Origin of the sequence: Streptomyces sp. NPDC002574 (assembly GCF_042889545.1) — a bacterium.
Lineage (GTDB): Bacteria > Actinomycetota > Actinomycetes > Streptomycetales > Streptomycetaceae > Actinacidiphila.
This window is the reverse complement of the sequence record NZ_JBIARB010000005.1, coordinates 451,555-472,912: the sequence shown is the minus strand read 5'-3', so window position 1 is coordinate 472,912 and position 21,358 is coordinate 451,555. Positions and strand designations below refer to the sequence as shown.

At 74.2% G+C, this 21,358-nt stretch carries 22 protein-coding genes; 12 read left to right on the top strand and 10 right to left on the bottom strand.

Translation table 11 applies throughout. From position 1 onward, the window contains the following. Window positions 1-170: 170 nt before the first annotated feature. Both ACFYXS_RS14770 and ACFYXS_RS14765 read right to left on the bottom strand, forming a co-directional pair. Complete coding sequence (locus ACFYXS_RS14770) at window positions 171-812, bottom strand: FMN-binding negative transcriptional regulator (RefSeq protein ID WP_389247804.1); 642 nt, start codon at window positions 810-812, stop codon at window positions 171-173. Between the two features lie 14 nt (window positions 813-826). Further along, on the bottom strand, window positions 827-1,546 hold the full coding sequence (locus ACFYXS_RS14765) for a pyridoxamine 5'-phosphate oxidase family protein (protein ID WP_389247802.1): 720 nt from the start codon (window positions 1,544-1,546) through the stop codon (window positions 827-829). Between the two features lie 26 nt (window positions 1,547-1,572). Here ACFYXS_RS14765 and ACFYXS_RS14760 point away from each other — a divergent pair, with 26 nt between their 5' ends. Then, entirely contained in the window at window positions 1,573-2,913 is a 1,341-nt protein-coding gene (locus ACFYXS_RS14760) for an aminotransferase class I/II-fold pyridoxal phosphate-dependent enzyme (protein ID WP_389247800.1), read from the top strand. Between the two features lie 19 nt (window positions 2,914-2,932). Here the strand turns inward: ACFYXS_RS14760 and ACFYXS_RS14755 are convergent, their stop codons facing one another. After that, window positions 2,933-3,892 carry a DMT family transporter gene (locus ACFYXS_RS14755; protein WP_389247798.1) on the bottom strand — a complete coding sequence of 320 codons (960 nt, stop codon included), beginning with the start codon at window positions 3,890-3,892 and terminating at the stop codon, window positions 2,933-2,935. A gap of 73 nt (window positions 3,893-3,965) precedes the next feature. Here ACFYXS_RS14755 and ACFYXS_RS14750 point away from each other — a divergent pair, with 73 nt between their 5' ends. Continuing rightward, window positions 3,966-4,880, top strand: a complete 915-nt coding sequence (locus tag ACFYXS_RS14750; protein WP_389247796.1) for a LysR family transcriptional regulator — start codon at window positions 3,966-3,968, stop codon at window positions 4,878-4,880. A 77-nt stretch (window positions 4,881-4,957) separates the two neighbouring features. Here ACFYXS_RS14750 and ACFYXS_RS14745 read toward each other — a convergent pair whose 3' ends face one another. Together ACFYXS_RS14745 and ACFYXS_RS14740 are read right to left on the bottom strand one after the other, a co-directional pair. Next, the gene (locus ACFYXS_RS14745; RefSeq protein WP_389247794.1) at window positions 4,958-5,437 is read right to left on the bottom strand and encodes a Rieske (2Fe-2S) protein; all 480 of its coding nucleotides are present in this window, start codon (window positions 5,435-5,437) and stop codon (window positions 4,958-4,960) included. 121 nt (window positions 5,438-5,558) lie between these two features. After that, complete coding sequence (locus tag ACFYXS_RS14740; RefSeq protein ID WP_389247982.1) at window positions 5,559-6,680, bottom strand: MFS transporter; 1,122 nt, start codon at window positions 6,678-6,680, stop codon at window positions 5,559-5,561. 11 nt (window positions 6,681-6,691) lie between these two features. Between ACFYXS_RS14740 and ACFYXS_RS14735 the strand changes: the two genes are divergently transcribed. The 6 genes from ACFYXS_RS14735 to ACFYXS_RS14710 all read left to right on the top strand — a co-directional run bounded on the left by ACFYXS_RS14735 (window position 6,692) and on the right by ACFYXS_RS14710 (window position 10,889). Then, window positions 6,692-6,910: a LysR substrate-binding domain-containing protein gene (locus ACFYXS_RS14735; protein ID WP_389247792.1), complete on the top strand. Its 219-nt coding sequence runs from the start codon at window positions 6,692-6,694 to the stop codon at window positions 6,908-6,910. Window positions 6,911-6,948: 38 nt separating this feature from the next. Beyond that, window positions 6,949-7,767 carry a HipA family kinase gene (locus tag ACFYXS_RS14730; protein ID WP_389247790.1) on the top strand — a complete coding sequence of 273 codons (819 nt, stop codon included), beginning with the start codon at window positions 6,949-6,951 and terminating at the stop codon, window positions 7,765-7,767. A gap of 47 nt (window positions 7,768-7,814) precedes the next feature. After that, window positions 7,815-8,156, top strand: coding sequence for a DUF3037 domain-containing protein (locus tag ACFYXS_RS14725; protein ID WP_389247980.1), 342 nt, complete (start codon window positions 7,815-7,817; stop codon window positions 8,154-8,156). A 119-nt stretch (window positions 8,157-8,275) separates the two neighbouring features. Further along, a complete protein-coding gene (gene fabG, locus ACFYXS_RS14720; protein ID WP_389247788.1) occupies window positions 8,276-9,037 on the top strand; it encodes a 3-oxoacyl-ACP reductase FabG in 762 nt (253 codons plus the stop codon). 23 nt (window positions 9,038-9,060) lie between these two features. Next, a complete protein-coding gene (locus ACFYXS_RS14715; RefSeq protein ID WP_389247786.1) occupies window positions 9,061-9,822 on the top strand; it encodes an SDR family oxidoreductase in 762 nt (253 codons plus the stop codon). A gap of 383 nt (window positions 9,823-10,205) precedes the next feature. Further along, window positions 10,206-10,889, top strand: coding sequence for a uracil-DNA glycosylase (locus ACFYXS_RS14710; RefSeq protein ID WP_389247784.1), 684 nt, complete (start codon window positions 10,206-10,208; stop codon window positions 10,887-10,889). Window positions 10,890-10,911: 22 nt separating this feature from the next. Here the strand turns inward: ACFYXS_RS14710 and ACFYXS_RS14705 are convergent, their stop codons facing one another. The 3 genes from ACFYXS_RS14705 to ACFYXS_RS14695 form a co-directional block, all read right to left on the bottom strand. After that, the gene (locus tag ACFYXS_RS14705) at window positions 10,912-11,169 is read right to left on the bottom strand and encodes a hypothetical protein (RefSeq protein ID WP_389247781.1); all 258 of its coding nucleotides are present in this window, start codon (window positions 11,167-11,169) and stop codon (window positions 10,912-10,914) included. Between the two features lie 190 nt (window positions 11,170-11,359). After that, complete coding sequence (locus ACFYXS_RS14700; protein ID WP_389247779.1) at window positions 11,360-11,869, bottom strand: DinB family protein; 510 nt, start codon at window positions 11,867-11,869, stop codon at window positions 11,360-11,362. A gap of 40 nt (window positions 11,870-11,909) precedes the next feature. Further along, on the bottom strand, window positions 11,910-12,506 hold the full coding sequence (locus ACFYXS_RS14695) for a TetR/AcrR family transcriptional regulator (protein ID WP_389247777.1): 597 nt from the start codon (window positions 12,504-12,506) through the stop codon (window positions 11,910-11,912). Window positions 12,507-13,169: 663 nt separating this feature from the next. On the opposite strand from ACFYXS_RS14695, the gene ACFYXS_RS14690 reads away from it, so the two are divergent. Together ACFYXS_RS14690 and ACFYXS_RS14685 are read left to right on the top strand one after the other, a co-directional pair. Continuing rightward, window positions 13,170-14,417: an FAD-dependent monooxygenase gene (locus ACFYXS_RS14690; protein WP_389247775.1), complete on the top strand. Its 1,248-nt coding sequence runs from the start codon at window positions 13,170-13,172 to the stop codon at window positions 14,415-14,417. Further along, the gene (locus tag ACFYXS_RS14685) at window positions 14,389-15,288 is read left to right on the top strand and encodes a Gfo/Idh/MocA family protein (protein WP_389247978.1); all 900 of its coding nucleotides are present in this window, start codon (window positions 14,389-14,391) and stop codon (window positions 15,286-15,288) included. Before ACFYXS_RS14690 ends, ACFYXS_RS14685 begins: the two co-directional genes overlap by 29 nt. On the opposite strand, the gene lnt is transcribed toward ACFYXS_RS14685, so the two are convergent. Continuing rightward, window positions 15,260-16,780, bottom strand: a complete 1,521-nt coding sequence (gene lnt, locus ACFYXS_RS14680) for an apolipoprotein N-acyltransferase (protein ID WP_389247773.1) — start codon at window positions 16,778-16,780, stop codon at window positions 15,260-15,262. The genes ACFYXS_RS14685 and lnt overlap by 29 nt on opposite strands. 191 nt (window positions 16,781-16,971) lie before the next feature. On the opposite strand from lnt, the gene ACFYXS_RS14675 reads away from it, so the two are divergent. Beyond that, entirely contained in the window at window positions 16,972-19,380 is a 2,409-nt protein-coding gene (locus ACFYXS_RS14675; protein ID WP_389247770.1) for a SpoIIE family protein phosphatase, read from the top strand. Between the two features lie 73 nt (window positions 19,381-19,453). Here the strand turns inward: ACFYXS_RS14675 and ACFYXS_RS14670 are convergent, their stop codons facing one another. Then, window positions 19,454-20,203 (bottom strand): hypothetical protein, encoded by a 750-nt coding sequence (locus ACFYXS_RS14670; RefSeq protein WP_389247768.1) that lies wholly within the window; start codon window positions 20,201-20,203, stop codon window positions 19,454-19,456. Window positions 20,204-20,351: 148 nt separating this feature from the next. On the opposite strand from ACFYXS_RS14670, the gene ACFYXS_RS14665 reads away from it, so the two are divergent. Continuing rightward, window positions 20,352-21,227, top strand: a complete 876-nt coding sequence (locus ACFYXS_RS14665; RefSeq protein WP_389247766.1) for an Fpg/Nei family DNA glycosylase — start codon at window positions 20,352-20,354, stop codon at window positions 21,225-21,227. Window positions 21,228-21,358 lie beyond the last annotated feature (131 nt).

Below are 21,358 nucleotides of genomic sequence, written 5' to 3'. Positions count from 1 at the left end.
CGATCGACGCCCTCGTCCTGTGCTGCCCCGCCCCAGTCGAACCGGCGTGCAACCCTTGCCGAGAACCCTATTCCTGCGGCGGGTTCCCCTCCAAGCAGCCCTCGGCACGGCTTCCCGGCGTACGACGTGGCCCGCACCGCCGCCCGGATGCGGCCGGATGCGGTGGCTCGCTAGTCCTCGGTCGCCGCGAGGCGGCGCAGTTGCTGGATGCGCGCGGCGGCGTCGCCCGGACCGCCGCGGGCGGCCAGGCGGTTGCTCACGTCCTGCCGCTTGGCGCGCGGCCTGTTGCCGCCGAACTTGAATTTGGCTCGTACATCGACGACTTCGAGCCGCAGACCGCGGATGCCCGGCAGCTGCCGGCCGTAGGGTGCCTCGCCCGGGGCGACGTGGGCGTAGTCGCCGAGCGGCTGGAAGTGGGCGAGCTGGAGGTGCAGGAGATCCGCCTTCTCCTGGGGGTCGTCGACGATGTGGGCCCGGCAGACCAGCTGGACGGCGGCGTAGTAGCTGGTGGGGGTGCCGTGCTCGGGCGGGGCGTCGTCGGGGGCGTGCCAGGGGGCGGGGATGTAGGTGTAGTCGTCGACGACGCTGAGGATCGCCTCCGGGCGTGCCTCCAGCGCGGGCCACAGCGGGTTGGGGCGGGCGAGGTGGGTGAGGGCCTCGCGCCGCTCCGCGTCGTACGCGAAGTGCAGCGGCTGCACGAAGGGCGGTTCGCCGGGGAGGCCGTTGACGGCGAGCTGTCCGAAGTCGTGGTCGGCGAGCCAGTCCTGCCACTCGCTGTCGTCGCGGGCGGCGTCCCAGGGGTGTATCAGCATGTCAGGGGCTCCGTTCAGTGAGCGGCGAGGTAGTCGGGGAGGGCGATCGAGGGGTCGAGGTCGTCGGCGGGGAGGGGCGTGCCGTAGCCGCGGGTGACCGGCAGGACGCCGGTCCAGTGGGGGAGGGACAGGTCCTCGGGGTCGTCGGAGGGGCCGCCCGTGCGGATCTTCGCGGAGACCTCGTCCAGGTCGAGCGCGATCACGGCCGTGGCGGCCAGCTCCTTGGCGTTCGCTGGGCGGCAGTCGGCGGCCCGGCCCGGCAGGACGTGGTCCACCACGGTGTCCAGGGCGGCGGCGCGCTCCGCGGGGTCGGTGACCTGACGGGCGGTGCCGTGCACCACCACGGAGCGGTAGTTGATCGAGTGGTGGAAGGCGGACCGGGCCAGGACGAGCCCGTCCACGTGCGTCACGGTCAGGCACACCGCGAGCCCGGGGTCCTCGCGGGCGCCGCGCAGCGGGCGCGAACCGGTGGAGCCGTGCACGTACAGCCGCTCGCCGACGCGCGCGTACAGCGTGGGCAGCACGACCGGCGCGCCGTCCCGGACGAAGCCCAGGTGGCAGACGTAGCCGGCGTCGAGGATCGCGTGCACGACGCCGCGGTCGTACGAGGCCCGCTCGCGGCTGCGGGTCGGGACGGTCCGGTCGGTGGCGGCGTACGAGGTGGCACCGGGAGGGGCGGCCTCGGGAGGGGCGGTCTCCGGCGAGGGGGCGGAGGACGGCGGCGGGGCGGACATGGCGCAATCCTTTGCACTAGTGCATAATGACGTTTGTGCTAGGAGAGTACATGTTCACCGGACAGGGCGCAGCCGAGATCGCGGCCGACGTCGAACGGGCCGTGGGCCAGGGGGCGTTGGCGCCAGGGGCGGCCCTGCCTCCGCTGCGGGAGCTCGCCGCCCGGCTCGGGGTCAACCCCAACACGGTCGCCGCCGCCTACCGCCTGCTGCGCGACCGCGGGGTGATCGAGACCGCCGGCCGGCGCGGCAGCCGGGTCCGGCCCCGGCCGGTGACGACGGCGCGCGACGAGATCCGCCCGGCCGTGCCGGCCGGTGCGCGGGACCTGTCCACCGGCAACCCGGACCTCGCCCTGCTGCCCCCGCTGAGCCCGGCGCTGGCCGCGGCCGCCGCCCGCCACGCAGAACGGCCGACCCTCTACGGAGCCCCGCCCGTGGACGAGGAACTGGAGGCGCTGGCCCGCGCCGCCTTCGACGCCGACGGGGTGCCCGACGGGCCGGTCGCGGTGACCTCCGGGTCGCTCGACGCGATCGAGCGCGCGCTCACGGGGCACCTGCGGCCCGGTGACACGGTCGCGGTGGAGGACCCGGGCTGGGGCAGCGTCTTCGACATCGTCCCGGCCCTCGGGATGCGCGCGGTGCCGGTCGCCGTCGACGACGACGGACCGCGGCCGGAGGACGTGGACCGCGCGCTGCGGCAGGGCGCGCGGGCCCTGATCGTCACCGACCGCGGGCAGAACCCAACCGGCGCGACGATCTCCGCCGGACGGGCGCGGGAGCTGCGGACCGTCCTGGCGGCGCACCCCGAGGTGCTGGTCGTCGACGACGACCACGTCCACGGCCTGACCGGACTCCCGCTGCACCCGCTGGCCGGCAGCACCCGGCACTGGATGCTGGTCCGCTCCACCGCCAAGGCCTACGGGCCCGACCTGCGGCTCGCCGTGCTCACCGGCGACCCGGTCACCGTGGACCGGGTCCGCGGCCGGCTCCGGCTGGGACCCGGCTGGGTCAGCCATCTGCTCCAGCACACCGTCGCCCACCTCTGGCGCACGGGCGCGGTCGACGTCCCCGCCGTCTCGGCCGCCTACGCCGCGCGGCGCGACGCACTGGTCGGCGCGCTCGCCGACCACGGGATGGCCGCGCACGGCCGCAGCGGCATGAACGTCTGGGTGCCGGTGCCCGACGAGACCGGCGCGGTCACCCGCCTGCTCCACGCGGGCTGGGCGGTCGCACCCGGCGCCCGCTTCCGCCTGGCCTCCCCGCCCGGAATCCGGATCACGGTGTCACCGGTCGCGGTCGCGGAGGTGCCGGCGCTGGCCGACGCCGTGGCCGACGCGGTGCGCCCGCGCCGGACCGGCCGCTACGGCTGACCGCGCCCCGGACCGGTGGTCAGTCCTTCGGGCGGCGCTGGGTGAGCGCGGCCCCGGCGAGCACGACGACCGCGCCGACCGGCTCGTTCCAGCTCAGCCGCTCGTCGAGCAGGGCGACGCCGGCCGCGGTGGCGATGACCGGGATGAGGTACGTGACCATCGTGGCGATCGTCGGGCCCTTCTCCGCGACGATCCGGTACTGCAGCAGGAACGCTATGCCCGTGCCCAGCGCGCCGAGCGCGACGACCGACAGCGTGGGCCACAGCGGCCAGCCGTCCGGCGTGGAGGTGAACAGCGGCGTCAGCACCGCCAGTTGGACGGTGCCGAGCAGCAGCTGCGAGAAGGACATGGACAGCGCCGAGTTGCCGCTGCCGCTGAGGGTCCTGCGGACGTAGATCCAGCCGACCGCGTAGCTCGCCGACGCGCCGAGCGCCATCGCGGTGCCCGACGGGTCCGTCCCCGAGAAGCCCTGCCACGCGCCGAGCACGGTCAGTACGCCGACGAAGCCGATGCCGACGCCCGCGACGCGCTGCCGGGTGGGCTTGTCGTCGGACAGGGCCACCACCGAGAGCAGCATGCTCCACAGCGGGGTGGTGGCGTTGCAGATGCCGGCCAGCGTGGAGGGGATGGTCAGCTCGGCGTACGCGAACAGCGAGAACGGCAGCGTGTTGAGGAGCAGCGCGGCGACGGCCATGTGGCCCCAGGCGCGGGCGCCGCGCGGCAGGCGCTGCCGCCTGACCGCGAAGGCCACGGCCAGCACGACCGTGCCGAAGACCATCCGGCCCAGCGCGACCTGCAGCGGGGCGTAGGCCTCCGTGCCGACCTTGATGAACAGGAAGCTGAAGCCCCAGATGAGGGCGAGGACCGCCCAGCTGACCCGCCAGTCGAGCGCGGGGCGGCGGGCCGGGGCGGCCGGGGTGGGGGAGGGGGTGCCGGCGGCGGTGGGGCCGGCGTCGGCCGGGCGGGCGGTTGCGCTCATGGCCACACCATGGCGGAAGCAACCTCTTAGCGCAAGGGAGATTCACTCCGAGGCATCCCGTAGCATCGCTTACATGTTGAACCTGGAGCGGCTGCGCATCCTGCACGCGATCTCCGCCTACGGCTCGGTGAGCGCGGCGGCCGACGTCCTGCACGTCACGACCTCGGCGGTCTCGCAGCAGATGACCAAGCTGGAGCGGGAGACCGGGCAGGCCCTCCTGGTCAAGAACGGCCGCGGAGTGCGGCTCACCGACGCCGGCCGGCTGCTGTCCGGGCACGCCGACCGCATCCTGTCCCTGGTCGAGCTCGCCCACTCCGACCTGGAGGCGCACCGCGGGGCGCCGGTCGGCGAGCTGCGCATGGGCGCCTTCCCGACGGCCGTCCGCGGCCTCTTCCCGCAGGCGCTGATGTCGCTGCGGAGCGACTTCCCCACGCTGCGGGCCATGGTCCAGGAGATGGAACCGGAGCCCGCGCTGGGCCGCCTGGTGCGCGGCGACATCGACCTCGCGGTCGTCCTCGACTGGTACAACAAGCCGCTGTCGCTGCCCGGGGGGCTGGCGAAGGAACCGCTGCTCGACGACATCGCCGACGTCGTCGTCCCGGTCGGGCACCCGCTCGCCGGGCACGCGGAGGCGGACCTCGCCGAGTTCGCCGACGACGACTGGATCACCTGGCCCGACGGCGGCTTCTGCCACGAGTGGCTGCTGTTCACCCTGCGCGGCAAGGGCGTCGAGCCGCGCATCGCCCACCACGCGGAGGAGCACCCCACGGTGCTCGCCCTCGTCGCGGCCGGCCTCGGCGTCGCCGTCGTCCCCCGCCTCGGCCGCGGCCTCCTGCCGGCCGGCGTACGCGCCCTGCCCGTCCGGCACACCATGCGCCGCCACATCTACGCCGTCTGGCGCGCCGACGCCGACCGCCGCCCCGCCATCCGCGCCGCCGTCGAGGCCCTGCGCCACGCGGCCGCGGAGGTTGCGGCGACGGACGCCTGACCGCGGTTACCGCGGACGTCACAGAGGGTGTGCCGGACGATGTCCGGCACACCCTCTGTGGGAATCCATCGTGCGGTTCAGGCCAGGGTGATCGAGTCGCCCTGCACGGTGACGTTGGCGGCGGGGAGGGGCTGGGTCGCCGGGCCGGCGGCGACGCTGCCGTCCGCGACGTTGAACTTGCTGCCGTGGCACGGGCAGTTGATCGTGCCGTTCGCCACGTCCTTGACGGCGCAGCCCTGGTGGGTGCAGATCGCCGAGAAGGCCTTGAACTGGCCCGCCGTCGGCTGGCACACGACCACCTTCTTGTCCGCGAAGACCGTGCCGCCGCCGACCGGGATGTCGGACGTCTTCGCGAGGGCCTGGGCCGCCCCGTCCCCGCCGCCCTGCCCGCCGCCGGTGGCGGCGCCGCTCTGTGGGGGTGCGGCAGGGCTGTACGCGCCGGCGGAGTCGTTCGAGTCGCCGCAGGCGGCCAGGGCGGCCGCCAGGCCCGCCGCACCCACTCCGGCGACCATCGCGCGGCGGGTGGGAGCTCCTGCGATGCCAGTCGTCTCGGCCATGCCTCACACTTCCTGTTGCCTCGTCCGTTCCGGGCCGGCGTGGCGCCGGCCCGGCGGCGTGAGATCACGCCCTGCAGAGCCATACGGACAGGTTGCGGAGGTGGTTCAATGCGCGACGAAATTATTCTTCCGTGACCACGCCGCCCCCCGTGGCGGCATCGTGCCGGAGGGCGACGGACACGCCGAGGACCGCGCCGACGGAGAGGACGGCCCCGAAGCCGATCATGGTCGGTACGAGGGCGGCGTGCCGGATGACGATGCTGAACGCGATGGACGGCAGGCCCATGCCGGCGTAGGCGATGCCGAAGAAGGCGGCCAGCACCCCCGCACGCGAGGCGGGATCGGCGGCGCGGGCGCTCTGCGCCACTGCGCCCTTGAACAGCAGGCCCGCGCCGCCGCCGGCGAGAGCGGCGGCGAAGAGGAAGAGCCCGAGCGCCGGGTGGGCGAGCGCGAGCGCGGTGAGGGCGAGCCCGACGGGGAAGGCCACGGTGCCGATGACGAGCTGCCGGCGCGGGGACAGCGCGGTCAGGGCGAGCTGGGCCACCGCCGAGGTGGCGAACACGGTGAAGGGGGCCAGCCCGACGACGAACGTCGAGGTGATGCCGAGCCGGCCGCGGACCATGATGGCGCCCAGCGACGAGAAGAGCCCCATCAGGGCGAAGGCGAAGAAGCCCAGGCTCGCGGCCGCCAGGAAGACGCCGCCCTGGCCGGGCCGCAGGGCGAAGCGGGTGGGCCGGTCCCGGGCGGTGAGCTCGGTGTCGACCGTCTCGGGGGTGCGGAGCACCAGCACGAGCAGCGCCGCCATGACGCCGGCGAAGACGAGGTAGCAGGTGGTCAGCGGCGCGGGAGCCCACTGCGCGAGCGCCCCCGACACGAGGGGCCCGAGCGCCAGTCCTCCGAGGTTGACGGCACTGGCGACCAGCGCGGGCATCGGCGAACCCGGGCGGTGCGGACGGGCCCGGTGATGGAGGTCGCTGAGGTACGCGGTGGCAGTGGAGGCCATCATCCCCACCGCGACGCCGGTGAGCACACGGCCCACGATCAGGCCGGGCAGGTCCGGCCATGCCGCGAGGACACCGGCCGACGCGAGGGCGACGAGCAGCGCGGGAACGATGACACGGCGCCGGCCGAGACGGTCGGAGAGGTGGCCGAGCAGGCCGAAGGCGAACGCGGCGCCGACCACCATGACCGCGAAGGCGACGGTGACCGCGGTCGCGCCGAAGTGGTCACGCGCCTGGTACAGCGCTCGATCTGGTGGCGGCGGGCGTCGGGGTCGCGTTCGTGCCGGAAGGGCTGGACTTCCCCCTGCACGCGCGCCCCGCCGGCGCCCTGCGGCTCGTCCCGCTCGCGGGGGTCGACCTGGGACGCCGCGTCGACCTGCTGCTGCCCAAGGGGCACGCGGCGAGCCCCGCCGCCCGCCGCTTCGCCGAACTGGTCCGGCACGACCGTGCCGCCGCCGCGGAGGGGGAGTGACGTCCGGCCGGGTCCGCGCGGCCTCTTAGGATGCGCACATGGAGGAAGTGACCGGAATCCGGTACGTGACGCCGTTGCGCGAGGGCGGATCGGTGCCAGGAGTCGTCGAGGCCGACGACCTCGGCACCTACGTCGTGAAGTTCGTCGGCGCAGCGCAGGGCCGCAAGGCACTGGTCGCCGAGGTGATCGCCGGGGAGCTGGCCCGGCGCCTCGGGCTGCGGGTGCCGGTGCTGGTGCGGTTCCAGTTCGACCCGGTGATCGGGCTCGGCGAGCCGGACCAGGAGATCCAGGACCTGCTGAAGGCGAGCGGCGGCCTCAACCTCGGCATGGACTTCCTGCCCGGCGCGCTCGGCTTCGACCCGCTGGTCTTCGACGTGGAGTCCGCGGAGGCCGGCCGCGTCGTCTGGTTCGACGCGCTCATCGGCAACGTCGACCGCTCGTGGCGCAACCCGAACATGCTGGTCTGGCACAAGGACCTCTGGCTGATCGACCACGGCGCCTCGCTGATCTTCCACCACAACTGGAAGGGCGCGGACCAGGCAGCCGACAAGCCCTTCGACGCCGCCGACCACGCCCTCGCCCGGTTCGCCCCCGACATCGAGGCCGCCGCACGCGATCTCGCGCCGCTGGTGGACGAGGCGCTGCTGCGCGAGGTCACCGCGCAGATCCCCGACGAGTGGCTGGCGGACGAGCCCGGCTTCGACGGTCCCGACGACGTGCGGCGCGCGTACGAGCGGGTGCTGCTGGCCCGCGCCGCGACGGTGGCGGAGCGGATCACCCTCGCGCCGAAGGAGAAGGAGAAGCAGCCGCCGCCGGAGTGGCTGCGCACCTGGGTCGAGGGGAAGGCCGCGAAGTGAGCACGCAGAACGGGCGCGACGTCTTCGAGTACGCGCTGGTGCGGGTGATGCCGCGGATCGAGCGCGGGGAACTGATCAACGCCGGCGTGCTGGTGTACTGCCGCGCCAAGTCCTTCGTCGGCGCCCGGGTCCATCTCGACGAGACCCGGCTGCGCTGCCTGGACCCGGACGTCGACGTGGCGGGCGTGCGGGCCGCGCTGCGCGGCTACGAGGGCATCTGCGCGGGCGGCGACCGGGCCGGTCAGGCGGCCGAGGACGACCCGGGTCGCCGCTTCCGGTGGCTCACGGCGCCGCGCAGCACCATCGTGCAGCCCGGCCCGATCCACACCGGACTGACCCTCGACCCGCGGGCCGAGGTGGACCGCCTGCTCGATCTTCTGGTGCGCTGAGCCACATCGGCGCGGTGGGCGTTGACACAGGGTCACTGCGCTCCTACGGTTTCGGCAGCGGGACGTACTAAGCGGTCGCTCACCTGCGCGACCGGACCCCACAGGGCTGAGGAGAACAGATGTCGACCACCGAGCAGCGCGTAGCGATCGTCACCGGGGCGGCACGCGGCATCGGCGCCGCCACCGCCGTGCGCCTGGCCGCCGAGGGCCGCGCCGTGGCCGTGCTGGACCTCGACGAGGTCGCGTGCAAGGACACCGTCGAGCAGATCATCAAGGCGGGCGGCCGGGCCATCGCCGTCGGGGCCGACGTCTCCGACGAGGCGCAGGTCGAGGCCGCGGTCGCGCGCGTCGCCGAGGAGCTCGGGGCGCCGACGATCCTGGTCAACAACGCCGGCGTGCTGCGCGACAACCTGCTCTTCAAGATGAGCGCGTCCGACTGGGACACGGTCATGAACGTGCACCTGCGCGGCGCCTTCCTGATGACCCGCGCCGTGCAGAAGCACATGGTGGACGCGAAGTTCGGCCGCGTGGTCAACCTGTCCTCGTCCTCCGCGCTGGGCAACCGCGGCCAGGCCAACTACTCGGCCGCCAAGGCCGGTCTGCAGGGCCTCACCAAGACCCTCGCGCACGAGCTCGGCAAGTTCGGCGTCACCGCCAACGCCGTCGCCCCCGGCTTCATCGCCACCGACATGACCGCCGCCACGGCCGCCCGCATCGGCATGGGCTTCGAGGAGTTCCAGGCCGCCGCCGCCAGCCAGATCCCGGTCCAGCGCGTCGGCAACCCGGACGACGTGGCCAACGCCATCGCCTTCTTCACCGGCGACGCCGCGGGCTTTGTGTCCGGCCAGGTCCTGTACGTGGCCGGCGGCCCGCTCAACTGACCCGCGACAGGAGACCCGCACCCATGAGCACCCAGCCCGACAGCGGCCGTGTCGCGGTCGTCACCGGCGCCAGCCGCGGCATCGGCTACGGCATCGCCGAGGCCCTGGTCGCGCGCGGCGACCGCGTCGTCATCACCGGCCGCAACGAGGAAGCGCTGAAGGAGGCCGTCGAGCGGCTCGGCGCCGACCGCGCCCTCGGCGTCGCCGGCAAGGCCCACGACGAGGCGCACCAGGCCGAGGTCGTCGAGCGTACGATGGAGGCCTTCGGCCGCGTCGACTACCTCGCCAACAACGCCGGCACCAACCCGGTCTTCGGCCCGTTGTCCGAGCTCGACCTCGGCGTCGCCCGCAAGGTCTTCGAGACCAACGTGATCTCCGCGCTCGGCTTCGCCCAGCAGACCTACAAGGCGTGGATGAAGGACAACGGCGGCGCGATCGTCAACATCGCCTCCGTCGCGGGCATCAGCGCCTCCCCCTTCATCGGCGCCTACGGCATGAGCAAGGCCGCCATGGTCAACCTCACGCTGCAGCTCGCCTCCGAGATGGCCCCCGGCATCCGCGCCAACGCCATCGCGCCGGCGGTCGTCAAGACCAGGTTCGCCGCCGCGCTGTACGAGGGCCGCGAGGAGGAGGCGGCGTCCGCGTACCCGCTCAAGCGGCTCGGCGTGCCCGAGGACATCGGCGGCGCCGCGGCCTTCCTGCTCTCCGACGCGGCGGCCTGGATCACCGGCCAGACCCTCGTCGTGGACGGCGGTATCTTCCTCAACGCCAGCGTCGGCCACTGAACGGTGCCTCCGGGCGCTGAGTGCCGTGTACTCAGTGCTGAGCGCTCGCGTTCGTCCGCGCTCCAACGTGCGCAGTCCCTGGTGCCGGCCCCGGAACGGCGGCCGGTGCCGGGGACTTCACGTGTTCCGGGACTTCGACGTGTCCCGGGAGTGCGCATCGTGCGCCACCGCACCTTGGCGGGCGGCACCGGGCCGAGGGTCAGCACCCTCTGCCTGGTGTCCCGCCCTTCGGCACCACGGTCGACGAAAACGCGGGCGGCCTCGACCTCGACGCGGAGCTGCGGGCCCGCCTGGACGCCGCGTGATCCCCCGCACGCGGCGATTGTCGGTGGGGAACGGTACGTTCGGTCCCAGTAACGGATCGCGTACCGGAGGTTCCTGACGTGCCCATCACGCTGCCCGAGTCCTGGCAGGCCGTCCTCGGCGAGGAGTTGGCGAAGCCCTACTTCGGTCAACTCACCGAGTTCGTCGAGGAGGAGCGCGGGAGCCACCGGATCTACCCGCCGCAGGAGCAGGTCTTCGCCGCGCTGGAGGCCACGCCGTACGACAAGGTCAAGGTCCTCGTCCTGGGCCAGGACCCGTACCACGGCGAGGGGCAGGGGCACGGGCTGTGCTTCTCGGTGCGGCCGGGGGTGAGGACTCCGCCCTCCCTGCGGAACATCTTCAAGGAACTGCAGGACGAGTACGGCCACCCCGTCCCGGACAACGGCTACCTCATGCCGTGGGCCGAGCAGGGCGTCCTCCTGCTCAACGCGGTGCTGACCGTGCGCGAGGGCGAGGCCAACTCGCACAAGGGCAAGGGCTGGGAGAAGTTCACCGACGCCGTCATCAAGGCGGTGGCGTCCCGCCCCGACCCGGCGGTCTTCGTGCTGTGGGGCAACTACGCCAAGAAGAAGCTCCCCTTGATCGACACGGAGCGGCACGCCGTCGTGCAGGGCGCCCACCCCTCGCCCCTGTCGGCCAAGCTCTTCCTCGGCAGCCGGCCCTTCACCCAGATCGACGAGGCGCTCAAGGCCCAGGGCCACGACCCCGTCGACTGGCGCATCCCGGACCTCGGCGCGCACTGATCCGTACGGCCGGGCCGCCGGATCAGCGGCCGTAGGTGTCCCGGCAGATGCGTGCCGCGTCGCCGCCCGTCGCCCAGCCGCCGTACTGCTCGCCCCAGGCGCACACGTTCGCGCCCCCGGCCCGCGGGGCGGCGGGGGACGCGGTGCGGTGCGTGGGCGGTGCGGCGGGAACGGCAGGGGCGGCGGGTTGGTGGGTCCTCGGGGGCGGGGAAGCGGCCGGGGAGGGCTCCGGGGGCACGGTGGTCAGGGCCTCCAGCACGGGTCCCTGGACCACGGGCACGACACGGACGGCCGCCGAGGGCCTTGGCGGGACGGGTGTCGGCGGCTGCGTCCCCGGCTGCCGCCCGGACACCGTCACACATCCCGGGACGGCGGCCATCGCCGCCACGGCCACCATTGCCACTGCACGTCGACGCACCCGCACAACTCTCGCGCAGCGGTGCGCCCTTGCCCATTCCCCGCAGGGGTGATCAGTCGCCGGTCACGCCGTCGACGCACTCGCGGACGAGGTCCGCGTGCCCGTTGTGGCGGGCGTACTCCTCGATCATGTGGACATAGATCCACCGCAGCGAGACGGGGTTCTTGCGCCGGCCCAGGCCGATGTCGTCCAGGGAGCGGCCGCGGACCAGCTCGCGGGCGTGCGCGATCTCGGCGCGCCAGGTGGCGAACGCCTCGGCGGTGTCGGCCTTGTCGAGATCGTGGAACTCCCCGTCGGGATCCTCATCGCTGTAGTACAGCGGCGCCGCCTCCTCGCCCGCGAGGTCGTTGCGGAACCAGCCGCGCTCCACCTCGGCCATGTGACGGACCAGACCGAGCAGGGTGAGCCCGGACGGCGGCACACTGGCGGTGCGCAGCTGCTCGTCGTCCAGGTCGGCGCACTTGAGCGCCAGGGTGTCGCGGTGGAAGTCGAGCCAGGTGTCGAGCATGGTGCGTTCGTCGGCGATGAGGGGCGGATCGGTGCGCTCGGGCGTCGTCGTCATGGCGGCCATGATGGCGGGGGCCTCCGCCGACGTCGAAGCATTAACCGCCGGACCCGGCCCCGAGCATCCCCCGCAGCACGTCGAGGGCATTGGCCCGCAGCTCCGCCTCGGACGGCGGCGACGCGGACGCCGCGCCCGCGACGGAGTGGAACAGCACGCCGTCGCACCAGGCGAGGAGCGCCCGCGCGTGACGCTCGGGTTCCGCGGAGCCGACGGCGCGCAGCATCACCTCCAACTGGTCGCGGAAGGCGCGCCCCGCGGTGTCGTAGACCGCGCGCAGTTCGGGGCGGCGGGTGGCCTCCAGGGCGAGTTCGAGCCGGGCGAGGGTGAGGTCGCGGGCCTCGGTGACGGAGTGGTGCATGGCCGGCGCGAGCAGCGCCGCGAGTCCCTCGGCGCCGGGTCCGGGGACCGGGGCCCCGGCCGCGGAGGCCACCTGCGCGTCGCGGACGGCCAGCCGCAGGACCGCCGCCTCCAGGAGGGCGGCACGGGTGCGCGCGTGGTTGGACGTCGAGCCCAGGGGCAGTCCGGCCGCCTCGTCCACCGCGCGGTGCGTCAGGCCGCGCATGCCGCGTTCGGCGAGCAGCGCGAGTGCGGTGTCGGCGATCAGTTCGGGGCGGGAGGTCGGCGCGCTGCTCATGACGGCAACCTACCGGCCGTGCCGGTCCTCCCCGGCCCGCCCGTCGTCGTCCCGTGCCCCGCGTGGGTCCCGCCGTGTTCCACGGGTACGGGATGCCCGGGCAGCGGGCGGACGCCGCTGAGGACGCGGGCCCGTCGCGGGGCGGCTGCGCGGGGGGCCGCCGTCGGCGTGGGGGTGAATCGTGCACCGTCCCGTGGGGGATGTCGGCGTTCGCCTCCGGCGCGGGGCGTGGGGCCGCGTCCTCGCCGGCGGGACAGGGGCCGAGCGGCGGCGGTGGGCTGTGGGTCCGCCGTGCCGGAGGCGCTCGGCACCGCCGAGGCCCGATCCCGCCGCCGGCTCCGCCTGCGATCGGCCGATCCTCGGCCGGGTACGGCCTGGTTCACGGAAACCGGCCGCATGTGGAAACCGTTCAGGACGGCCGAACGAGGCCCCGGGGTAAGCGCGATGGGCGCGCGTACGGGCTCTGTCCGCGCGGTTCGCGGCGTTGAGGGCCGGCTCCTTGGGCCGCGGCCGTCCCCGGTAGGCGGCGAGTGTGGCGTCGTCCGCACGGGCGACGACCCCGCGCCGCAGAGGCCGGATCCCGCCGCCGACATCCCTCCCACTTGTCACTACCGATGTAGTACCGTGAATTCACTACATCTGTAGTATCCCAGGGGGGCCACGATGAGCCGTACATCGCAACAGCCGCACGCCGTTGTCGTCGGAGCCGGGATCGGCGGCCTCGCCGCGGCCGTGGCGCTCCACCTGCGCGGATGGCACGTCACCGTCCTGGAGCGGGCCCGGGCCCTCGAACACGTCGGCGCGGGCATCGCCATCGCGCCCAACGCCCTGCGCGCCCTGGAGGTTCTGGGCGTCGGCGACGAGGTCCGCGCCATGGCCGCGTTCCAGGGCGAGGGCGGGCTGCGCCGCCCGGACGGCCGCTGGGTCTCGCGTACGAGCGGCGAGGCCGCCGCCGAGCGCTTCGGCGGGCCCGTGGTCATCGCGCACCGGGCGGAACTGGTCGCCCTGCTGGCCGGCCGCCTCCCGGACGGCGCCGTGCGCACCGGGAACCCGGTCGTCTCCGCCGACCCGGACGGACAGGTGGCCACCGAGCACGAGTCGTTCGACGCCGATCTGGTGGTAGCCGCCGACGGCATCCGTTCCGTCGTCCGCTCCGCCCTCTTCCCGGACCACCCGGGGCCCGCCTACTCCGGGTTCACCAACTGGCGCCTGGTCGTGCCGGCGCCCGCCGCGTACGTCCCGCACGAGAGCTGGGGCCGCGGCCTGCTGTGGGGCACCGTGCCGCTCACCGGTGACCGCGTCTACTGCTACGCCACCGCCGTCACCCCGCCCGGCGGCCGCTCCGCCGACGGCGACGAACGCACCGAACTGCGCCGCCTGTTCGGCGACTGGCACCACCCCGTCCCCGAGGTGATCGCCGCCGCCGCGCCCGGCACCGTCCTGCGCAACGACGTCCACCACCTGGCCGTACCGCTGCCCGCCTTCCACCGCGGCCGGATCGCGCTGCTCGGCGACGCGGCCCACGCCATGACGCCCAACCTCGGCCAGGGCGGCTGCCAGGCGATCGAGGACGCGGTCGTCCTCGCCCACCTCGCCGGGCCCGGCGACGACACGGCGGCGGCGCTCGCCGCGTACAGCGCGCAGCGCCTGCCCCGCACCACCGACGTGATGCGCCGCTCCCGCTCGGTCGGACGGCTCACCACCTGGTCGTCCCGGCCGGCCGTCGCCCTGCGGGACACGCTGTTCGCCACCGTCAACCGCTTCGGTCCGCGCCTGGCCCTGCACAGCCTGGACGGCATCGCCGACTGGCGGCCCCCGCAGGCCCCGTATGCTGCCAGCGGAGACGACCGGGCACCGCAGGCGGGAGAGGCACATGGAACCCCTGAAGATCGGGGTGATCGGACTCGGTGACATAGCGCGCAAGGCGTACCTGCCGGTGCTCGCCGCGCAGCCGGGGCTGGAACTGCACCTCCACACCCGCACCCCCGCCACGCTCGACGAGGTCGGCGACCGCTACCGCCTGCCGCACCGCCACACCACGCTCGACGCGCTGCTCGACCAGGGCCTGGACGCCGCCTTCGTGCATGCCCCCACCGCCAGCCACGTCGCCATCACCGAGCGGCTGATCGAGGCCGGGGTGCCCGCGTACGTCGACAAGCCGTTCGCCCCCGACCTGGCCGGCGCCGAGCACCTCGTCCGGCTGGCCGAGGAGCGCGGCGTCGGTCTCATGGCCGGCTTCAACCGCCGCTACGCGCCCGGTTACGCGCAGTGCCTGGAGCACCCGCGTGACCTGATCGTGCTGCAGAAGAACCGCATCGGCCTGGCGGAGGACCCGCGCGGCGTGGTCTTCGACGACTTCATCCACGTCGTGGACACGTTGCGCTTCCTCGTCCCCGGCACGATCGAGCACACCGACGTGCGCGCCCGGGTCCGTGACGGTCTGCTGCACCACGTGCTGCTGCAGTTGTCCGGCGACGGCTTCACGGCGATCGGTGTCATGAACCGCATGAACGGTTCGACCGAGGAGACGCTGGAGGTCATGGGCCAGGACGCCAAGCGCCAGGTGGTCAACCTCGCCGAGATCGTCGACCACAAGGGCCAGCCCACGCTGCGCCGGCGCGGCGACTGGGTGCCGGTCGCCCGCCAGCGCGGCATCGAGCAGATCACCCTGTCCTTCCTCGACGCCGTGCGGCACGGCAAGCCGCTCGACGCCCGCGACGCGCTGCGCACCCACGAACTGTGCGAACGCATCGTCACCGCGGTGACCGAGCAGACCTCCTGAACGTGTGCACGGCCGCCCCGGCCAGCAGCAGCACCGCCAGCCGGGGCACCCAGTCGCCCAGCCGGTCGTACACGGTGCGCCCGGCCGCCAGCGGCACCTCGTAGACCTGGGTGGCGCTGCGCGACGTGCCCAGCCGCGGTCCGGCCGGCCGTCCCTCGGCGTCGTAGCCCGCGCTGATCCCGGTCAGTGTGGCGTGCACCACCGGCCGTCCGGTCTCGGCCGCCCGCAGCGCCGCGAGCGAGGCGTGCTGCGCGGGGGCCCAGCTGTGCTGGAACGACGAGGTCGAGGACTGCGCCACCAGCAACTGGGCGCCGTCGTCGGCGAGATGGCGGCTCATGTCGGGGAACGCCGACTCGAAGCACACCAGTGGGCCCAGCCGTACGGCGCCCGCGTCCATGACCACCTGGTGGTCGCCCCGGATGCGGTCCTCGCCCGCCGCCCTGCCCACCGAGGTCGCCCAGCCCAGCAGCCCGCGGGCCGGCACGTACTCGCCGAAGGGCACCAGCCGCATTTTGTCGTAGCCCTCGCCGAGCGGGCCGTCCGGGCCGATCAGCAGCGAGGTCTTGGAGATACCGCGGCCGTCCGCGCGGCGCGCGTCCACGTTGACCAGCACGTCCGCGCCGACGAGCGAGGAGAGCGCGGCCAGCCGGCCGGCGAGGTCGGGCCGCGCCGACAGGTCGAAGCCGACGCTGCTCTCCCCCCACACCACCAGGTCCACGTCCTGGCCGGCGAGCGTACGGGTCAGCCGCTCGCCCTGGTCGAAGCGCTGCTGCGCGCCCACGACCACCCCCGGCTGCACGACCGCCACCCGCACCGCCGTCCCGGTGCGCGACGGCACGGGCGCCCACAGCCACACCGCCGCGGTCGCCACGGCGCACACGACGAGCGCCGCCCCCGCCCGTCCTCGCCACCGTGGCACGGCGACGAGTGCGGTCAGCGCCGTGTTCACCGCCACCAGCACAAAGCTGACCAGCCACACGCCGCCGACCGACGCCAGCCGCAGCGCCGGCGCCACCTGCCACTGGCTCGCCCCGAGCAGCCCCCAGGGCCCGCCCAGGGACTCCCAGGAGCGCACCAGCTCGACCAGCAGCCAGGCGCACGGCACGAGCACCGTCGCCGCCACCACGGAGCGCCCGCCGGGGTTCCCGCCGAGCAGCCGCCGCACCAGCCACCCCCAGGGCGCCCACAGCGCCCCGAGCAGCAGCGCCAGCAGCACGATGAACACATGCAGGCTCGGCACGAGCCAGTGGTGCACCGCCACCATGAACCCGGCCCCGCCGAGCCAGCCGTCCAGCGCCGCCCGCCGTCCCGTCGGGGCCGACCGGGCGAGCAGCATCCACGGCACCAGCGCGCCGTACGCCAGCCACCACAGCGACGGCGCCGGGAAGGCCAGCGCGGGCAGCGCCCCCGTCGCGGCGGCCGCCGCGCCCCTGCCCCAGGGCGAGGCACGCCGGGACGTCCGGACCGGCGGGCTGTCGACCTTCACCGTCACCTGCGCTCCTCATGGTCGTCTGACCCCAGTCTCAGCCGTGCGCCGTGCCTTGGACAGGGGGCGACACGGCGTTCACCTGCCGTGTCGTGGTGTCCGCGGGCCGCCGCGATCCGCCGGTACGCCGTTTGAGAGCGCCAGGGGGAGGGATCATCCAGGGGAGAGGCGGCCGAGTCGAGGACGAGGACGTGCCCATGGGCGAAGAAGCCGGCAGGCGGGGCCCCGGGGCAGGTCAGGAGTGCCGCGGGCCGTCGACGGTGCCGGTCGCCACCGCCCTCGCGGGCGGCGACGGGGGCCGACTGACCGCCTGGGGCGAGGACGCCCGGACGCTGCTCGGCTACGAGGCCGCGGAGGTCCTCGGCCGTCCCGCGGCCGCCCTGCTCGCCGCCCCGCTGCCGGGTCGCGCGCTGCGCCGGGTCTCCGCCCGTGCCGCCTGGAACGGACCCGCCGTCCTGCGCCACCGCGACGGGCACACGCTCGTGGTCCGGCTGGCCCTGCAGCCGCTCACCGCGGCGGACGGCACGCTCCAGTGGACGCTGACCGCCGAGCCGCCCGACCCGGCGGACCTGGAGGTGTGGTCGCTGGCCCAACTGCCCATCGCGGTCGCCGTCTACGACGAGGACGTCCGGATCAGCGGCGCCAACGCGGCCATGGAGCACATGGTCGGCAAGCCACTGCCGGACGTGCGCGGGCTGCGGCTCGGCGAGTTCATGGACGGGGACGCCTTCGAGGAGCTGGACCACCTCCAGGAGCAGGTGATGCGCACCGGCGAGACCGTGTGCCTGGAGCGCCTCGGCATTCCGTACGGAGAGACCCGCGAGCACGCCTACTCGATCTCCGTGCACCCGGTGCGGGACGGGGCCGGCGCCGTGCGCGGCGTGTCGACCGTGGTCTGCGACACCACCGACCAGTACCTGTCGCGCCGCCGCCTCGACATCGTCAACGAGGCCAGCACGCGCATCGGCACCACCCTCGATGTGACACGCACCGCTCAGGAGCTCGCGGACATCGCGGTGCGCCGCTTCGCCGACATGGTCAGCGTCGACCTGCTCGACTCCGTCATCCGCGGAGAGGAGCCCGGGCCGGTCCCGCGCCGCGGCGACGTCGTCTTCCGCCGGGTGGCACAGCAGTCGGTGCTGCCCGGCTGCCCCGAGTCCGCCGTCGCGGTCGGGGACCCCGACGTCGTCCCGGACCACTCGCCCGCCGTCCGCGCGATGCTCACCGGCAAGGGCACGCTGCACAGCATGGAGGACGACGACCTGCGGCGCTGGAGGGCGTACGACCCGGTCCGCGGCAGGGCGGCGATGGAGTACGGCATTCACTCGATCATGATCGTGCCGCTCTCGGCCCGCGGCACCACCCTGGGCCTGGCCCTCTTCCTGCGCCACCGCACCGAGGACCCCTTCGACGCGGACGACCTGCTGCTGGCCGAGGAGATCGCCGCCCGCGCGGCCGTCTGCGTCGACAACGCCCGCCGCTACTCGCGCGAACGCGCCACCGCCCTGACGCTGCAGCGCACCATGCTGCCGCGGCGCTCTCTGCGCACCTCCGCGCTCGACGTCGCCACCCGCTATCTGCCGGCGAATTCGCGCGCGGGCGTGTGCGGGGACTGGTTCGACGTCATCCCGCTGTCCGGGGCACGGGTGGCGCTCGTCGTCGGCGACGTCGTCGGGCACGGCATCGGTGCCTCGGCCGCGATGGGACGGCTGCGCACCGCGGTGCGCACCCTGGCCGACGTGGACCTGGCGCCCGACGAACTCCTCACCCAGCTCGACGACCTCGTGGTCCGCTGCGACCCCGAGTTCGGCACCGGAGTCGTGGGCGGCTCCGCCGCCGAGGTCGGCGCCACCTGTCTGTACGCGGTCTACGACCCGGTCGCGCACCGCTGCACCGTCGCCCGTGCCGGACATCCGCCGCTCGCCGTCGTCCTGCCCGGCGGACGGGCGGAGTTCCCCGAACAGCCCGTGGGGCTGCCGCTGGGGCTCGGCGGGCTCCCGTTCGAGACCGCCGAACTGGACCTGCCGGAAGGCAGCGTGCTCGCCCTGTACACCGACGGCCTCATCGGCTCCGTGCGGGGGGACATCGACACCGGGCTCGTCCTGCTGCGGCGGGCGCTGACCCGTCCGGCCCGTACGCTCGAGGAGACCTGCGACAACGTGCTGTACGCACTGCTGCCCGAACGGCCCCGGGACGACGTCGCGTTGCTGACGGCGCGGACCCGGGCGCTGGACGCCTCGCAGGTCGCCACCTGGTACCTGTCGGCGGACCCGAGCGGTGTCGCGTCCGCGCGCAGGACGGTCGCCGACCAGATGGCGCGGTGGGGCCTGGACGCGGCCGCCTTCACCACCGAACTGGTCGTCAGCGAGCTGGTCACCAACGCGATCCGCTACGCGGCGGGTCCGATCCAGCTCCGGCTGATCCGGGACGCGGCGCTGATCTGCGAGGTGTCCGACACCAGCAGCACCGCCCCGCACCTGCGCCGGGCCCGTACCTACGACGAGGGCGGCCGCGGACTGCTGCTGGTGGCGCGGCTGACCGACCGCTGGGGTACGCGTCAGACCTGTACCGGGAAGACGATCTGGGCCGAACAGACACTGTCGTGACGGCAGCTGACCGGCCGTCAGCGCACACGAACGGTCGTGGACGCGCCGGGTGGTCGCGGCGGTCCCGGCGATCTCAGCGCTTGTCGCCGTCCTGACCGCCCCGGCGCTCACCGGCCCCGAAGCCCCTGCCGTTCCCCTGGTCCTGCCCCTGGCCCGCGCCGAAGCCCGTCGAGTGCCGGTCGCCCTGCTGCTGGTGACCGCCGGTGCGGTGCCGGCCCCGGTGCTCGCCGTTCCCGAAGTGGTGGTGCGCGGAGGCGGTGCGGATGACCGCCTCCTGCCAGTCCTGGCTGTCCCAGCTTCCGTCGGGGCGCGCGTGCCGGGGGATGTCCTTGGTGTCGTCCGAGTCGGCGGCGGTGTGCTGCACGGCGTCCTGCACAGTGGCGGTACCGCTCGTACCGGTGCTCGTGACCGCGGCCGTCGTCACCGCGCTGCCGGTGTTCGCGTCCGTGTCCGGGTCCGTCGCGCGGGCGGAGGCGGTCGCACCGGCGGCCGGGGGCACGGCGGCGTCCTTGACCTCGGTGTCCGGCAGCGCGACCGCCGGCTCCTGGACCCCGTCGGCGACGGTGGTGGCGGAACCGTGCGGCATCAGCAGCGACAGGCCGGCGACGGCGCCGGTCGCCGACAGCACGGCGGTGCCCAGCGAACCCCGGCCGGGCCGGCGGGCGCCGCGGTGGCGGCCACCGACGACCTCCCCGCTGATGATCCTGACCGCTTCGGCCTCACCCGCCTCGACCGGCTGCGGGCGCGGGATCACCTCGGTGGGGTCCAGCGCCGTGGTGTCCGGGAGCGGCACCTCGGGGGGCAGGGGGAGAGATTCGGCCATGGGTCCCGATCATTCATACAAGACCCCTCGCTGTCCAGTTGTTCCGATCATCCAACTGTGTGTTCACGCCATGGTATTGGGCTGTAAACCGGACAGAACCGGGCGGATGCCGGTCGCACGTCGTAACCGGGCGCGGCACACTGGTCGCATGCCGGAACTGCCTGAAGTGGAGGCCCTGGCCGGATTCCTCACCGGCCGGATGACCGGGCACATCGTCGGCCGGGTCATGCCGGTCGCGGTCAGCGTCCTCAAGACCTACGACCCGCCGCTGGACGCCCTCGTGGGACGCACCGTCACCGCGGTCGGACGGCGCGGCAAGTTCCTGGTGTTCACCACCGACGACGGCGACGGGCCGTACCTCGCCGTCCACCTCGCCCGTGGCGGCTGGCTGCGCTGGAAGGACGACCTGCCCACGCTCCCGCCGCGCCCCGGAAAGGGCCCGCTCGCCCTGCGGCTGCTCCTCGCCGAGCCCGAGGGCGCCGGCTTCGACCTCACCGAGGCGGGGACCCAGAAGCGGCTGGCGGTGCACTGCGTCCGCGACCCGCAGGACGTCCCCGGCATCGCCCGGCTCGGGCCCGACCCCCTCGACCCCGCCTTCGACCGCGAGGCCTTCGCCGCCCTGCTCACCGGCGAGCGCCGCCGCATCAAGGGCGTCCTGCGCGACCAGGGCGTCATTGCCGGTGTGGGCAACGCGTACTCCGACGAGGTGCTGCACGCGGCGAAGATGTCGCCGTACGCACTCGCCGCCAACCTCTCCGAGGAGGACGTGAGCCGTTTGTACCAAGCCCTGCGGACCACTCTGGAGGACGCCGTCGAACGGTCCCGCGGACTGGCCGCGGGCGAGCTGAAGGGCGAGAAGAAGACCGGCCTGCGTGTGCACGGCCGCGCCGGTGAGCCCTGCCCCGTCTGCGGGGACACCATCCGCGAGGTCTCCTTCAGCGACTCCTCCCTCCAGTACTGCCCCACCTGCCAGACCGGCGGCAAGCCGCTCGCCGACCGCCGGATGTCGCGCCTGCTGAAGTAGCCGCGCCCCGCGCGGTGTCGGAGGATGACGAGTGACCGGACACCGAAAGGGGCCACCATGTCCGACGCCGCCGGAGCCCGGGCCCACGACGGGCCGAGCGCCTTCCCCTCCGCCCGTACGCCCGCGCGCGT